Origin of the sequence: Halodesulfovibrio sp. (assembly GCF_015482765.1) — a bacterium.
Classification (GTDB): domain Bacteria; phylum Desulfobacterota; class Desulfovibrionia; order Desulfovibrionales; family Desulfovibrionaceae; genus Halodesulfovibrio.
On the sequence record NZ_JADMLB010000076.1, the window covers coordinates 86,267 to 102,170 of the forward strand.

Here is a 15,904-nt window from a genome sequence, read left to right on the forward strand (position 1 = left end):
AAGTGCATATTGGCAAGAAATTGATTTTCTTTCTTGTAAAGTTGCGCGTGTTGGGTGTACAGCCTTTTACAACTCTTGTCACGCGGTGCAATGTTGGCGCTGAAACCGGTTCGATTTTTAATTTTCAGCTAGATGCTTTGAACATCTAACCAAATGATTTTCAAAGCAAAACGGACTAACTCGCTGCAAATTATATTTTTTTACACTGAATCTATTGAAATGTGCATTGTGTCCGAGTAAAAGAGCCACTTGTCTTCTAGTTTAATCCAAGAAGTTCGTGAATATACCCTAAAAATCTGTTGCACCCACATGCAGCGGAGAAATGCCAATAGCTTGCTTTTTTTATTGCGCATTCCACTGAGGTATATTTCGTTTTGTATCTTTTGATACACAACTTGTATGAAGGAGTCTTACGCTGTGTTTACCTTTTTGAAATCAAAAGCTATCGCTAGTCTTAGCTTTGCTTTAGCAGGATTGTTGCTCCCTGCTATGGCATTTGCGTCTGCATCTGCTGGCGCTCCGCATCTTGACGGTGCATCCCTTTCTGCGTTGTGGGTAATCCCATTCGCTTGTATGTTGCTTTCTATTGCAATCGGTCCAATTGCTGCGCCACACTTCTGGCACAGCAACTTTGGTAAAATTTCTGTATTCTGGGCGCTTTGTTTCCTCGTGCCATTTACTATGGCATACGGATTCTCCCTTGCTCTTTACGAAGCATTGCACGCTCTTCTTCTTGAGTACTTCCCGTTCATCATTCTGCTTCTCGCTCTGTTTACCGTAGCCGGCGGCGTTCGTCTTAAAGGTTCCCTTGTTGGTACACCTGTTGTGAACACCGTAATCCTGCTTATCGGTACAGCTCTTGCGAGCTGGATGGGTACTACAGGTGCTGCAATGCTCCTTATCCGCCCACTGCTCCGTGCTAACGCTCACCGTAAATACCGAGTACACACCGTTGTATTCTTCATTTTCCTCGTAGCAAACATTGGTGGTTCCCTTACTCCGCTTGGTGACCCACCACTCTTCCTCGGCTTCCTGAAAGGTGTTTCCTTCTTCTGGACCACCACTCACATGCTGCCGCTGATGCTGTTTGCTTCTGCAATCCTTCTTGCTCTTTACTTCGGCATCGATACTGTTCTCTTTGCTAAAGAAGGTAAACCAGTTCCTCCATCCGACTGCTGTGATGAAGAGCCAGCTACCCCTGGTCGCTGTCGCTTTGAAAACGGTCGTCAGATTTACGACTGCGGTGCAGGTCCTAAACTTGGCCTCGACGGTAAAGTTAACCTCATCCTTCTCCTCGGCGTAATTGCAGCTGTACTCATGTCCGGTATGTGGAACCCGCATGTAAGCTTCAACGTGTACCACGTTCATGTTGAATTGCAGAACGTTGTTCGTGATGTTCTTCTTCTTATCATCACTGGTCTTTCTCTTAAACTTACCGACGACGAATGCCGCCGTCTTAACGACTTCAACTGGTTCCCGATCCTTGAAGTTGGCAAGCTCTTCATCGGTATCTTCCTGTCCATGATTCCAGCTATCGCTATCCTGAAAGCTGGCGAGAACGGCGCACTTGCTTCTGTAATCAACATGGTTACAAGCAACGGCGAACCTGTGAACACCATGTACTTCTGGCTCACCGGTCTCCTTTCTTCCTTCCTGGACAACGCACCTACCTACCTCGTGTTCTTTAACACTGCCGGTGGCGACGCAGTTCACCTCATGGGCGACATGGCAAGCACTCTTCTTGCTATTTCCGCTGGTGCTGTATTCATGGGTGCTAACACCTACATTGGTAACGCACCTAACTTCATGGTTCGTTCCATTGCAGAAGATCAGGGCGTAAAAATGCCTAGCTTCTTTGGCTACATGGCATGGTCCTTCGGTATCCTCATCCCGACCTTCGTTCTTATCACCTATGTCTTCATTGCTTAGACTCAGGTTTGAATGATTCTTACGCCCCTGTGCTTGCACAGGGGCGTTTTTTTATGTCTATCCCCCGTTATTCTGGCTAACGACATAGCCAGTCTAACAAACATCGACTCCCCCCCTCTCAAAGAGTTTTCAAAGCAAGCTTGCATCTCTAATCGCTAATGCTTGTCTTTTTACAAAAAAAAGTTGTACTCTTAACAGGTTAGTGTGCTCTTTCCATTCCCAAATCATCTCGAAAGCCCCTTACGTTCAAATCATCTTATCGCAATGGCCTCCGCATCAAATAAATTTTGAAAGTCAAGCTTTGACCTCTAACACATTATTAAAATATACTTTTTTTATTCATTTTTCACCAAAACAAGCACTTACTAACTTTGAGTATTCATTGACTGCCTCTTTAAAACCATAGTATGCGTCAAAGCTAATTGTGTTTTAAACAACGCTGGAATTGATAAAAGGAGTTTGAGTCTATGTTGACTGGTAAACCTTATCGTCTGTTAGTTAACTTACTAACAGTAATTGCAACGCTTGCGCTGCCATGCGCCGCGTTTGCTGCCTCAGCTGGTGCACCGCATCTTGATGGTGCCACCCTCTCCGGTTTATGGGTTCTGCCATTTGTCTGCATGCTGCTTTCTATTGCAGTATTTCCGTTGGTTGCGCCGCATTTCTGGCACAACAACTTTGGTAAAATCTCTGTATTCTGGGCTCTTTGTTTTCTTGTTCCTTTCACGGTCAAGTTTGGTTTCTCACTTGCCCTGTATGAAACACTACACGCGCTGCTATTAGAATACTTCCCATTTATTATTCTACTACTGGCGCTGTTTACAGTTGCAGGCGGCGTACGCCTGACAGGTACTTTGGTGGGTACTCCAATTGTAAACACCACAATTCTTGTCATAGGAACCGCACTGGCAAGCTGGATGGGTACTACCGGCGCAGCAATGCTCCTTATCCGCCCGTTACTGCGTGCTAATGCGCATCGTAAATACAAGGTTCACTCCGTTGTATTCTTCATTTTCCTTGTAGCAAACATCGGTGGTTCACTTACTCCGCTTGGTGACCCTCCATTGTTCCTCGGCTTCTTGCAGGGTGTTTCCTTCTTCTGGACAACAAAACACATGCTCGTGCCGATGCTGTTCTGTGTAGCAATCCTTACAGTATTATACTTCTTCATCGACACCTACCTTTTCAACAAAGAAGGACGTCCAGCACCTGAAGGTCTTGACGCTTCCAACACTGAAAAGCTTGGTCTTGAAGGTAAAGTAAACCTTCTCCTCCTTCCTGGTGTAATCGGTGCAGTACTGCTCTCCGGAACATGGGATCCAAACGTTCAGTTCAACATCTACCATGTACATGTTGAATTACAGAACGTAGTCCGCGACCTGCTCTTGCTTGGTATCGCAGGACTGTCCCTCAAGCTTACTAATGCAGAAAGTCGAAGATTAAACGACTTTAACTGGTTCCCGATTCTTGAGGTTGGTAAACTGTTTATCGGTATCTTCCTCTCCATGATCCCAGCTATCGCTATCCTTAAAGCCGGTAATGACGGTGCACTTGCTCCGATCATTAATCTGGTGACAGGTGCTAACGGCGAACCTGTGGACATCATGTACTTCTGGCTTACCGGTATTCTTTCATCCTTCCTTGATAACGCACCTACCTACCTTGTGTTCTTCAACACAGCCGGTGGTGATGCACTGCACCTGATGACAGACATGGCAAGCACGCTTCTTGCTATTTCCGCTGGTGCTGTATTCATGGGAGCCAACACATACATCGGTAACGCGCCGAACTTTATGGTTCGCGCAATTGCTGAAGATCAGGGCGTATCCATGCCTAGCTTCTTCGGTTACATGGCATGGTCATTCGGAATTCTTGTTCCGGTGTTCGTCCTTGTTACTTTTGTATTCTTTTAAACCCGCAGCATAGCGAAAGCCCCCTGTACTACACAGGGGGCTTTTTTTATCCACGCTCAAAAGAGCGTCTGTCTGCTTCGCGACATTGCGTGTCTTTTTTTTAAATTCGTAACACGTTGACGATAACCTTCTGCAAATGGTATCGGTTGTCCATTGCACCAACCATTTCACCATTGGATATGAATTATGCATATTGCTGAAGGAGTTCTTCCACCCGTCATTCTTGCCTCCAGCGCTGTACTTTCAGCGTGCGGAGTTGCTATCGGTCTAAAAAAGCTTGATTACGACCGCATCATGACCACCGCTATTCTTTCAGCTGCTTTTTTCGTAGCTTCCCTTATTCATATCCCTATTGGTCCTGTTTCAGGCCACCTTATTTTGAACGGCCTTCTCGGGATTATGCTCGGTTGGGTCGCATTCCCAGCCATTCTGGTAGCCCTGACCCTTCAGGCCATATTGTTTCAGTTTGGCGGTCTTACCACGCTTGGTGTAAACACGTTAAACATGGCACTACCACCCGTCATCTGCTTCTACATTTTCCGACCGATGCTCAGCAAGGGAACGTTGTCCTTACGTATCGCAGCGGGGCTATGCGGCATGTCAGCTGTTGCACTTTCAGCTATTTTAACTTCCGGCACACTTGCTCTTGCTGGTGACAACTTCCTTAATTCTGCAAAACTACTGTTACTCTCCAGCCTTCCTGTAATGGTAATTGAAGGCTTAATCACTGCGGTTGTTGTTGCCTTTCTCGCTAAAGTTACACCACAAATTTTTGATTTCAGTCTCGCAGCGCCAACCCCTGCACTACTAACACAGCCTTCCACTAATATTTCTGAGTAGTCCATGTCTTTTGAAACCTTTGCTGAAGGAACAAGTCCCCTTCACACAATGGATGCTGCTGCTAAACTGGCAGCCGTAACCCTTTTCTCAATATGCACTGCTCTGCTTTCTTCTTTAGAAACAGCATCGCTTGCGCTTGGAGTCAGTGCAGTACTACTAGCTCTCGCCCGATTACCGTTTAAAAAGCTTTGTAAACGCCTTTTATTCATTAACGCATTCATCGCTTTTTTATGGCTGACACTCCCTATTTCCACCTCTGGAACACCTATTTACTCTTTGGGCGGCTTTACAGTCACTCAAGAAGGTGTAGACCTGACGTTACTCATCACACTTAAATCAAATGCGATTATTTCTGCGTTTATTGCACTTCTTGCCACGTCAAATGTAACTGACATCGGGGCAGGTTTTGAACGACTTCATGTTCCAAAAAAGCTCAGCCTTCTTTTTCTTTTTACATGGCGATACATTCATGTAATTCAGGAAGAATATAAGCGACTTGCCACCGCAGCAGCTCTGCGCGGTTTTGTTGCAGGAACAAACAGCCACACGTACAAAACCTATGCAAACCTCATCGCAATGGTGCTGGTAAAAAGCCATGACCGAGCAGAACGAGTTTCAAATGCCATGAAGCTGAGAGGGTTCAACGGAACCTTTCACACATTGCATCAGCAGCAATGCCGCCTTGCTGATACAATATTCGCAAGCTGTATCGGTCTGCTTGGTGCTGCACTACTTGCTGCGGACTATTTCCAGATTATGGAGCTTCTGTAATGACGACCCCTTTACTTTCCCTCACTGACATCCACTATACCTATGCAGGCACTACTTCACCTGCACTTACCGGCGCTTCTCTGGAGCTGTTTCCTGATTCAAGATTAGGGGTTCTCGGTCATAACGGTAGCGGAAAAACCACGTTGTTCCTAACCGCAATGGGGATTCTTTTTCCCAATAAAGGAACAGTTACGTACGCGGGAGAGGCTCTGAGCGCTGAAAAAGACTTTCGCACACTACGTTCAGAAATCGGCTACTTATTTCAACGTTCCGATGATCAGCTGTTTTCACCAACAGTGATTGATGATGTCGCGTTTGGCCCTTTGAATTTAGGGAAAAAACCAGAAGAAGCACTGCGCATTGCAACAGAAAAACTTACTCTTGTTGGTCTCCATGGATTCGAACAACGCATCACACACAAGCTTTCCGGTGGTGAAAAAAAGATGGTCGCTTTGGCTTCAGTACTGGCAATGCAACCAAAAGCCTTGCTCCTTGATGAGCCGACAAACGACCTTGATCCTGACACCAGAGATCGTCTGATCGGTATCTTGAAAAATCTCGACCTCGCACTTTGCATCATATCCCACGATTGGGATTTCCTCGACAAAACCTGCACAACGTTTCTCAATGTTGAAAACGGCGTGACCAAGCCAGCGGAGTGTATCCCGCATACACACGTGCACACCCATCAGGGTGGAAACGTCGCGCATAAGCATGAATAAAGCTATGCTTTTGTCCCTTTAGCCGCTGCCTGTGCTGCTGCGTCCTCATCTGCCATATTTTGTGCAACAGCAGAAAGCTCTTTCTGCTGTTCCGGTGTAAGCTGTTCATTTTCAGGAACATGCACTGCAACAGTAGGGCGGGCAAATTCAATGCCTTCCTCTTTAAATATTTTACGCATCTTCGTGTATACGGCTTTACGGATACTCCACTGCCCTCCCGGTTTGGTCATAAACTTCACACGCATACGTAAGCCATATTGTTCAATAGCTTTAACGCCCTGTGACTTAATATCATCCAGCAAGAGAGCATCAAGTTCAGGATCTTCACGCACTTCTTTGTTAATGCGTTTCATAATCTTTTTAATCTTGTTCACATCAGTATCAAACGGCACAAGATATTCCAGTTTCATAATTGCAAAACCACGGGACATATTCGTTACAAAACCAATGGTACCGAATGGAATTGTAAACAATGAACCTCTATGATGACGCAACTTAAGTGCTCTGATGGAAATCTCTTCAACTGTGCCCATGGAATTACCAATCTGAATGTAATCATTCACCCTGAACGCATCGTCCATCAGGAAAAATATACCTGAGATAATATCTTTCACGAGAGTCTGTGCGCCGAAACCGATGGCAAGACCAAACACGCTGGCACCGGCAAGAAGCGGAGTAATATCGATGCCGAGTGAAGAGAGAATAATTAACGATACGACTATCACAAGAAATCCGAAGAGAAACTTACGGGCAAGCTGAAGCAGCGTTGCAAAGCGGTCGCCACCGGCACCGCCTCCGTCTCCACCTGTGTCCTGCGTCACTTCACCATGTCCACTTATTTTACGCTCTATCGCGACGCTAATTAACGCCCATACAATATACGCTACAACAACTGTAAAAAGAATTCCGATAAAGGAACGAGCCGTTTCCAACCCAATGCGGACAGGCACACCCCATACATACAGTAATCCCATTAAGATCATAACGAATATGCCGACTCGGAAACTTACTCTCAAAATATTGCTGAACCGTGTAGCGGTAGTAACGTAAGTCCTATCCTCTTCTTGTGCTGTCTGCTCTTCTGCTTCTTCTTTTGCAGAATCAGCCTCTCCCTCTTCCGTGCTTTGTGCACCCGCTCCATCCTGAGCCGCTTCTTTAGATTTCAGGGCAATGCCCCCCATGCAATCAACAAGCTGCTGAGCAAGCCAGTTCGCAATACAGAACACAGGGACACTCAATAGCGTTGCAACCGCAGGGATTATTGCATTTGAACCGCGAACCATCAAAATTAACAGCCAAAGAACCCAACCGAGAAACAATGCTGTTACCAACATCACATGCCAGATTCCGGCAATCTGATAGCGCATGGTTCCCGGCTGAGCATTTTCTCTAAGCGCCTTTGTTCCATTGCGGGCTTCCCAGATAACAAGAAGCGAAATGCCGCACACAACAATAAAGCCGGTGATCGCCAGTGAAAGGATATACCAGCGCTCTGACTCACCCTGAAGCAAAATCAAAAATGAAATCAACAAGCCGAGAGCGCCAAGTCTACTGACCCATAGCACCCACTGGTACACGGTCATAGCTGTTTCGTTAGACAAAGGAAGATACCGTAACCCTTCTGCCTTGGGCACCAGTACAAACCTTGCGACTAATCCAACGATATCTACAATCAATACTGTGATAAACCACGAAATAATTATCGGCTTTGCGACGCTGTTCTGCTCATAAAAAATCAAATACACACAAAGAATGACAACAGTCGAAAGCACAATTCCCAACACATCAATAACAGCACGTAGACAAAGACGGGTCACTTTGCGGAAAAAGCCCCATTCCTTGGGAGTCGTTTCAATAATTTTCCGCAAATTTTGCGTTTTCTTACGATATAGAATGCGGACAACAATCCAAACAAGAGAAAGGAAAAGGATACCTGCCGCCAAGTCATACAAGGGTACCTTTCCGCTACCACTCACTGCTTTGAACACAACATCAGGTATATCCTGTGCCGTTTGTGCTGCGTCTCCAAACAGATATTCAAACCTGTCGTGCATCCGTGTAAGCAAGGTATTAAATGTCTCTGCAATATTCTTATCAGTACTGGCGGCAGAAGGTGCTGCTGCTTCTTTGCGCAACTCTTCCAAGAGCAATGCACGCACTTGCTCATCACTCATTCCCGCCAAGATAGCGTCAACTTGTGCGGCACTGGCTCCTGCTGGAATCTCAGGAACAGGTTCGGCAGCCCTGCTCACATTAACAAGCAGGCAACCAAGAAGAATCAGCACCACTGCAAAGAAAATTTGATTACGTATACTCACGGGCACTCTCCTATCATTATCCTGTAAGCATACTCTTTTTTTACCTTTTATTTCTATGACATAAAAAAAGAGTAGAACCTTTCGGCTCTACTCAATATATCGCTCAATAGTTACATTGGGATGAATCCCATGTTACCTATTTCTTTTTTAACGGCTTACCGCAACACTGCAACGGGACAGAACATCTATGTTCAACATCACCGTCAGTCTTACAACCGCAACACTTTTCTACTTTGATTTCTAACTGGCATGAAGGACAGTAATACACATCACCTTTTTTCATTTCGCTACAAACAGCCATAAAACCCTCCTTAGAATTGAGAGTAGTCTAGCATATTCAAGCCCCGTTCAGGATGTATATATTTATTTGCCAAACAACTTCGGCTTAGCATCGTCCCATACCATTTCAGGCGTGATAGAGTGCATGCAATCAAAATGTCCTTGAGGACATGTTTTAGGACCATGAAGACCACAAGGACGACAGTCAACATCTGCCTCCAACACCGTTGATGCTTCCCCGCGCGGGAAAAAGCCCAGCTCGCGAACTGTCGGTCCAAAAATAGCTGTTACAGGAGTCCGCTGCGCCCACGCAATATGCATAGGGCCGGAGTCATTTGTTACATAACAGTTAACCTTATTAAGATACGCAGCCAGCTGCACAAGTGACAATGCACCGGAACAGTCCAGAAGCCTGCCGGACTCTTTCTTACCGCTCTTCTCAATAACATCCTGTGCCATGGGTTCTTCACCCGGCCCTGCAAAGACCATTACCTGCGCTCCGGCATCAACAGCCTTTGCTACAACCTTTGCATAATACTCAGCAGGCCAACGTTTGGTTGCCCACACCGACCCCGGATGCACTCCAAGAACCGGAGAATCAACATGCTTTGCCCAAAATGTATCCGCATCATCATATGCATGTTGCGGCAGCACCATCTCAGGCCAGTCATGTATATCCGTAATTGAAAGCGGCGCTACCAGCTGCATCAACCGTTCAATTTCTTCTAATTCAGAAAATTTTCTATCTACGGTGTTTGTATAAAGCCAGTTATTAAATGCAGGTTTATTGTAACCGATACGCGTACGGGCAGAAGTCCAACGCGCGATTACTCCACTGCGCAGGCTGGTATGAGCAGAAATCCAGAGGGAATATTCTTTTCTTGCGAGGTTACGTCCATACGACATGGCAGATAACATTGATTTCTGCGCGCCGCGCTTGTCGTAGGCGTATACATTGTCCAATTCGGGTTGAGCCGTAAAAAGAGACTCAACGCCCTTACGAACATAAAAGTCTATCGGAGAATCTGGAAATGCTGCCTTCACAGTCCGAATAAGGGGCAACGTCAGAACAGCATCCCCAAGAAAAGCGGTATTCCATATACCAATTCTGCCCATTTAATTTTCCCCTTGTGTCAACTCTTCCAAAATCCAACGGGCTGCCGCGGACAAATCTTTTGCTACGGCAAGCTGCCAGCCGTTTTCTTGCGTCACTGTAACATAGCCTGTGCTTTCATCAATCTCAGGAAGTTCTAATTTCAGACGTTCTTTTTCGCCTTTACCGGTTAACACCAGAATTGACGCGGCGAGACCGGCATTTTTTCCGAAATCAATATCTGCCTGCTTGTCACCGATCATAACGGATTCTTCAGGCAATAAGCCATACATATCTTTAAGCTGACTCCACATTCCTGTAAGCGGCTTGCGGCAGTCACACTCTTCTTCAGGGGCATGAGGACAGAAAACCGTATCTTCAATCATTGCGCCGAACAGCTCTGCCAGCTCATCAAGACGCACTGTACATGCATGCAGATCATCTTCTGTAAAGTAACCGCGCCCGATACCTGACTGATTGGTGACAACATACATTCGCATGTCAGCCTGCTGAAGAGCAGCAAGAGCTCTGCCGCCTTCCGGAACAAGCTCTACGCCCTGCGGGTCACACAAGTAATGTTTGTCTACAATCACAGTACCGTCACGATCGAGCAGTATATTTTTAATCTGCACCATTTCTTTTTTCCCTGAGTTTCTGTTATCAGTTATAGTGGAGAAGCGTTCGCGACTCTTTCGCACGGCATGGCGTTTTTTGCAAGAAAATGCGGCGCAGGTCACATCGTGAAAGATAAAAGAGTGATAGATTCTATTATGTTCTGCTTTTTTGTATGAAACTGTAATTTTTTTTGCACCGGTAAGATATTGCTATATCGTTAGTAAGTTAATAATAATCAATGAATCGCGGACAACAAAAAGCGCAGATCGGATACTCATATCCCTGCGCTCAGATGGTCAGCCCCCGTACCGGAGGCAAACCAACACGGTAGGCACTCTTACAAAGTGATATACAACAATAATGCGGCACCACCTACCGGTCTGCCCGCACCAATACTATGATGATTAATTATCTGAAGGAACTACATGTTTGAGTTAATAACGGCTGTTACATTTTCGATCGTTGTTTCAGCAACATGCTCTATTACCGAAGCTATCCTATACTCTGTACCGTGGAGCCATATTGAAAAACTCCGCAGCACAGGCTCAAAAGCAGGCAACTTACTTTTTAAACTCCGCAGCGATGTGGAACGCCCTATTACTGCGATCCTTACTCTGAACACCGTGGCAAACACCGCTGGTGCAACACTCGCAGGTGCCGCGTTCACCAAAGTCTACGGAGCAGAGTACATGCCGTACTTTGCCATCTGTTTTACGATCGCTATTCTCCTGTTTTCTGAAATCATGCCGAAAACCATCGGTGTTTCCTATGCAAGACAATTAAGCGGAATAATTGCAAAGCCACTGAATTTTCTTGTATTTACACTCACGCCGGTAATTTATGTTTGTTCATGGATGACCCGCAAGCTTACTCCTTCAGAAAAAGGACCAAACGCTACTGAAGATGACATCCGTGCAATTGTAAGCTTGTCACGCCGTGCCGGTGAAATTGAATCCAGTGAAGAAGTTTCTATTCAGAACATTCTTTCACTCGATCACAAGCATGTCAGCGAAGTTATGACACCGAGAACAGTTACTTTCGCTCTACCTGTTGATATCACAGTAAAAGAAGCAAAGCAGCTGTTAGATATGAAAAATTACAGCCGCATTCCGGTATATGCTGAAGATAATGAAGATATTGTAGGCATTGTTATGCGCCGGTACATTTATGAAGAGCTGGCATCTGGACGCACAGAAACAAAACTTTCTGAACTAATGCGCCCTGTACACTTTGTTCTCGACTCCGTTACGCTTGATAAAGTGCTCAGAAACTTCCTTGAACGCCGAGATCACCTCTTTGTCGCAATTGATGAATATGGAGGAGTTAGCGGTGTTGTTTCACTTGAAGACGTACTTGAAGAAATTCTGGGTAAAGAGATTGTCGATGAAACAGATCGTGTAGATGATATGCAGGATCTGGCAAGAAAGAAAAGAAAACAGCTGGGTAAGAGAAAATTGATTAAACGCTAATAGTAATGTATATCAATTTTATATACAGATTATAACCTGTTAAGGCATATTCTCTATTCTCGACCGTATTGCTATGGAATAACGAGAAAACCAGTATATGGCGTTACCTTACCCAAAAACTATTTGTTGCAATGAAGCACCAAACCAATTATTCGAAAAAGGCATCTGAACCGGGGGAGAAAGGCTCAGATAGCACAGGACATTTCTGTCCATAAACTCGACACTGTCAGGAGACACTATGGCAAAGAAAAACGGCAAAAGCGTATATATTGCTGCCCTGCTTCTATTTATGGGAGGCATCGGGTATCTGCTTTTCTCCGGTTTTTCACAAAACAGCGTATACTTCCTGGAAGTTTCTGAGGCTTTGGCTATGACACCGGACCAGCTTGGTTCTGCACGTCTTTTCGGTACTGTTAAGGCGGGTAAAATTGAGCGACATGAGGAGGGTCTAGGCGTCACCTTCATTCTTGAAGATGCTAATGACAAGAAACTTGTTTTGCCTGTTGTATACAATGGTGCTGTACCGGATACATTCAAAGCCGGTGCGGAAGTCATTGTTGAAGGCAACATTGATAACGCCTCAAAAGCGTTTCAGGCTCGTACGCTTATGACTAAATGTCCATCGAAGTACGAAAAGAAAAACAGGGAATAATCGGCTGCACATCGGTTTTATTCCACCTGTACTACTTCCCCCACGTCGCCGTTTATCGGCTGAAGGAGCATTATGCATCTCTTAGCATTTTTGCTGCTGGTGGCGTCTTTGCTGTTTGCCGTTGGCTTCGGCTCTGCCGCTGCGTTGCAGATTTGGCAGGGACGCTCTACCCTGCTGCATTGGATCGAAAAAGCACAGATGATGATTACGACACTCATCACTGTAAGTTCGTTCATTCTTCTCTGGGCGCTGGTTAACTTTGATTTTTCCAACTACTACGTATCAAGTTACACCAGTCTTGACCTTCCACTTTTCTACCGCGTAACTGCCTTCTGGGCAGGACAGGCAGGTTCCTTACTTTTCTGGGCTTGGTCTGTTGCGTTATGCGGCATCATTTTCCTGTACACAAATGCGTATCGAGCACTGTCAGACGGCACAAAAATGTGGTTCTGGATGCTGTTCCTTACGTTTATCGGTTTCTTCTTATTCCTGCTGACTTCATGGTCCAACCCGTTTGCACTTATCAGTCCGGTTCCGGCTGACGGTAACGGTTTGAACCCGCTGTTGCAGAACCCAGGAATGATCTTCCACCCGCCGCTTCTTTTCCTTGGCTACGGTGGCTTTACCATTCCTAGCTGTCTTGCTCTTGCACAGGCTCTTAACAGAAGTCAGCATGAAGAAGGCAGCTGGACAGACGCTTCCCGCAATATGATTCTGTTTGCTTGGCTCGCTCTTACCGCAGGTATTATTCTCGGTTGCTGGTGGTCATACATGGAACTGGGCTGGGGCGGCTACTGGGCATGGGACCCTGTTGAAAACGCATCCCTTATCCCTTGGCTCGTAGGCACTGCATTCCTGCATACCTCCGTTATTGAATCCCGCAGGGGAAAACTGCACAGAACCAACACCTTCCTTGTTGCGCTCACAACTATTTCTGCTGTGTTTGCAACCTACCTTGTACGTAGCGGTGTTGTTGAATCCTTACACGCATTCGGTGACGGCGGTGTTGGTACTCCGCTGCTCATCTTTATTATCTTTTTTACCGTACTATCTCTTTTTGCAGCGGCAACCAGCAAAAACCCGAAAGCAAAACCAATGGCTGAACTCTTCAGCCGTGAAGGTATGCTTTTAGTTGCTGCATGGTTCCTTATTGCACTCGGCGTTATCATCCTCATTGCAACAATGTGGCCGGTATTCTCCAAGTTCTTTACAAACAATCCGCAAGGTCTTGAACAGGACTTCTACAACAAAGTCTGTATGCCACTGGCAGCAATCATCTCCGTACTTATGATGATTTGTCCTTGGATTAAATGGAACGGCGGGGTTAAGAGCGGCATAATGCTCGGCACCGTAACAGGCGTATTTATCGCAACTGGCGTAGGCATGTACCTTGCCGGTTACCAGATCCCTGTTTCCATTCTTGCTGTCGGTTCTGCTGCTGCCTGTATTGCCGGAATTGTTCTGATGTTTACAACAGACTCTTCTGTTCGCAAAAGCAACCGTGCAATCGGTGCATACGGTGTACACATCGGTGTAGCGCTTATCGTTATCGGTATTGCGTTCTCCGGCCCGTACAAAAAAGAAATCCAGACGCAACTGCCTCGCGGTGGTGAAGCAACTCTTGAAGGGTACACCTTTAAATATAACGAGTTGTACGAAGGGGAAGCAACGGAGTATATCTTCCTTCAGGCTGAAATTGACGTTTTCGAAGACGGCAAGCACCTCGGCACCCTTGAGCCACAGCGTCGCATCTACAAAAAATTCGGTAACAACAGAACATTTGCAGAAGTATCCATTATCCCTTCCCTTGGAGAAGAGCTTTATTCCTCACTCCTTGGAGCAGATACCAAAGGTAACATTACTGTAACTTTGAGTATTGAACCTATGGTTAACTGGTTCTGGATTGGCGGTACACTCATGTGTCTCTTCCCGTTCATCGGGTTCACAAGATTCCGTAAATCTAAAAAGGAAACGGATGCTGCTTAAACTGGACAAGGTTGCTAAATTCTACGGCAACCGTCTGATCATCAAGGATGTTTCCTGCACTGTTGAGCCGGGCACAGTCACACTGCTTGCCGGTCCTAACGGTGCGGGTAAATCTACCTTGCTCAAGATTATGGCAGGTCTTTCCGAGCCTACAGCCGGAAAGGTTGAGCTAACAGTAGAAAACGACAATATCGGATATGTAGGCCACCAAACCTTCATTTACCCTGATTTGTCAGCTCTTGAAAACTTATCCTTCTGGTCTTCCCTTCACGGGCAGAACAATGATGAAGCCACGTTGCTTGCTGCGCTTGATCGTGTAGAGCTGAAACGCTTTGCTTTTGAACGTGCAGGCTGTTTCTCTCGAGGAATGGCGCAACGGCTGAATCTGGCTCGTGTGTTTTTACTTCAGCCATCCCTTATCCTGCTTGATGAGCCGGGTACGGGACTTGATGTCCGCTCTATGGGCATCCTGCACACCGAAATTGCTGCGGCAAAAGACCGTGGTGCAGGGCTGGTATGGATCAGCCATTCCGTGGCTTCCGACCTTGTACGCGCGGATAAGGTACTCGCCATCCGTGACAAGAAGGTGGAATACTTTGGAGATGCGCAAGGATATACACCGGAGGCAGTATGCTAAAAGCTGCTGTATCCATTGCTGCAAAAGACCTTAAACTTGTGCTTGCACGAGGTACCGGTCTTATTCAAGCGCTTCTACTTGGCTTACTGCTTATCTTTGTGTTCAGTTTATCTCAGCAGATAGGCGAAAAAATGAGTGCTCAGGCTGCTGCTGCCATCTTCTGGCTGGCATCAGTATTTTGTCAGGTACTCGTATTTAATACGTTATTCAGTCTGGAAGAACAAAACGGTGCCCGCTTCGGTCTTCTCCTCTCTCCTGCCCCTGTGCAGGCGGTTTGGATTGGCAAAGCATTGGGCGGGTTTGTTCTTCTGTTATGCGCGCAAGCGGTCTTTTTACCGGCAACCATAGTGTTCCTCGGTCAGTCAGTGTCTGAATTATGGCATATCGGACTGGCAATGCTCATTGCCATCGACCTTGGGCTTATTTTGCTCGGAGCACTGCTTGGTGCGCTTTCACAGGGACAGGCTGCGAAAGAGTCACTTCTTTCTATTATCCTGTTCCCGTTGCTCATTCCTATTCTTCTTGCCGGCGTACGTGTCGGTTCCGCTGCTTTTTCCGGCATTATTCCGGAAGGGTTCGGAGACTGGCTCGGCATTGCCTGTGCATTTGACGCACTGTTCGGTGCCGCGGGGCTGCTGCTCTTCGGCTATATCTACAGTGGTGAAGAATAAGCCAGTACA

The 15,904-nt window shown here is 46.2% G+C and carries 14 protein-coding genes; 10 read left to right on the plus strand and 4 right to left on the minus strand.

The features are described from left to right. The first annotated feature begins 489 nt into the window (after window positions 1–489). From QZY95_RS15570 to QZY95_RS15590, 5 genes are all read left to right on the plus strand, one after another. Complete coding sequence (locus tag QZY95_RS15570) at window positions 490–1,929, plus strand: sodium:proton antiporter (RefSeq protein WP_290925327.1); 1,440 nt, start codon at window positions 490–492, stop codon at window positions 1,927–1,929. A gap of 467 nt (window positions 1,930–2,396) precedes the next feature. Further along, window positions 2,397–3,842: a sodium:proton antiporter gene (locus tag QZY95_RS15575; RefSeq protein WP_290925217.1), complete on the plus strand. Its 1,446-nt coding sequence runs from the start codon at window positions 2,397–2,399 to the stop codon at window positions 3,840–3,842. A gap of 186 nt (window positions 3,843–4,028) precedes the next feature. Next, the gene (gene cbiM / locus QZY95_RS15580; RefSeq protein ID WP_290925219.1) at window positions 4,029–4,682 is read left to right on the plus strand and encodes a cobalt transporter CbiM; all 654 of its coding nucleotides are present in this window, start codon (window positions 4,029–4,031) and stop codon (window positions 4,680–4,682) included. 3 nt (window positions 4,683–4,685) lie between these two features. Beyond that, entirely contained in the window at window positions 4,686–5,453 is a 768-nt protein-coding gene (gene cbiQ, locus QZY95_RS15585; protein WP_290925221.1) for a cobalt ECF transporter T component CbiQ, read from the plus strand. Continuing rightward, window positions 5,453–6,175, plus strand: coding sequence for an ABC transporter ATP-binding protein (locus tag QZY95_RS15590; protein WP_290925223.1), 723 nt, complete (start codon window positions 5,453–5,455; stop codon window positions 6,173–6,175). The genes cbiQ and QZY95_RS15590 overlap by 1 nt, the downstream gene beginning before the upstream one ends. A 2-nt stretch (window positions 6,176–6,177) precedes the next feature. Here QZY95_RS15590 and QZY95_RS15595 read toward each other — a convergent pair whose 3' ends face one another. The 4 genes from QZY95_RS15595 to QZY95_RS15610 all read right to left on the minus strand — a co-directional run bounded on the left by QZY95_RS15595 (window position 6,178) and on the right by QZY95_RS15610 (window position 10,500). Further along, window positions 6,178–8,493 (minus strand): mechanosensitive ion channel family protein, encoded by a 2,316-nt coding sequence (locus tag QZY95_RS15595; protein ID WP_290925225.1) that lies wholly within the window; start codon window positions 8,491–8,493, stop codon window positions 6,178–6,180. A gap of 136 nt (window positions 8,494–8,629) precedes the next feature. Next, window positions 8,630–8,794, minus strand: coding sequence for a hypothetical protein (locus tag QZY95_RS15600; RefSeq protein ID WP_290925227.1), 165 nt, complete (start codon window positions 8,792–8,794; stop codon window positions 8,630–8,632). Between the two features lie 62 nt (window positions 8,795–8,856). Further along, complete coding sequence (locus QZY95_RS15605; protein ID WP_290925229.1) at window positions 8,857–9,888, minus strand: glycosyltransferase family 9 protein; 1,032 nt, start codon at window positions 9,886–9,888, stop codon at window positions 8,857–8,859. After that, a complete protein-coding gene (locus tag QZY95_RS15610; protein WP_290925231.1) occupies window positions 9,889–10,500 on the minus strand; it encodes an HAD family hydrolase in 612 nt (203 codons plus the stop codon). 405 nt (window positions 10,501–10,905) lie between these two features. On the opposite strand from QZY95_RS15610, the gene QZY95_RS15615 reads away from it, so the two are divergent. The 5 genes from QZY95_RS15615 (at window position 10,906) to QZY95_RS15635 (ending at window position 15,895) form a co-directional block, all read left to right on the plus strand. Further along, the gene (locus QZY95_RS15615; protein ID WP_290925232.1) at window positions 10,906–11,949 is read left to right on the plus strand and encodes a hemolysin family protein; all 1,044 of its coding nucleotides are present in this window, start codon (window positions 10,906–10,908) and stop codon (window positions 11,947–11,949) included. Between the two features lie 238 nt (window positions 11,950–12,187). Next, window positions 12,188–12,601, plus strand: coding sequence for a cytochrome c maturation protein CcmE (locus QZY95_RS15620; RefSeq protein WP_290925234.1), 414 nt, complete (start codon window positions 12,188–12,190; stop codon window positions 12,599–12,601). A gap of 72 nt (window positions 12,602–12,673) precedes the next feature. Then, a complete protein-coding gene (locus tag QZY95_RS15625) occupies window positions 12,674–14,587 on the plus strand; it encodes a cytochrome c-type biogenesis CcmF C-terminal domain-containing protein (protein ID WP_290925235.1) in 1,914 nt (637 codons plus the stop codon). Then, on the plus strand, window positions 14,577–15,224 hold the full coding sequence (locus QZY95_RS15630; protein ID WP_290925236.1) for an ABC transporter ATP-binding protein: 648 nt from the start codon (window positions 14,577–14,579) through the stop codon (window positions 15,222–15,224). The genes QZY95_RS15625 and QZY95_RS15630 overlap by 11 nt, the downstream gene beginning before the upstream one ends. Continuing rightward, entirely contained in the window at window positions 15,218–15,895 is a 678-nt protein-coding gene (locus QZY95_RS15635; RefSeq protein ID WP_290925238.1) for a heme exporter protein CcmB, read from the plus strand. The genes QZY95_RS15630 and QZY95_RS15635 overlap by 7 nt, the downstream gene beginning before the upstream one ends. The last annotated feature ends 9 nt before the right edge of the window (window positions 15,896–15,904 follow it).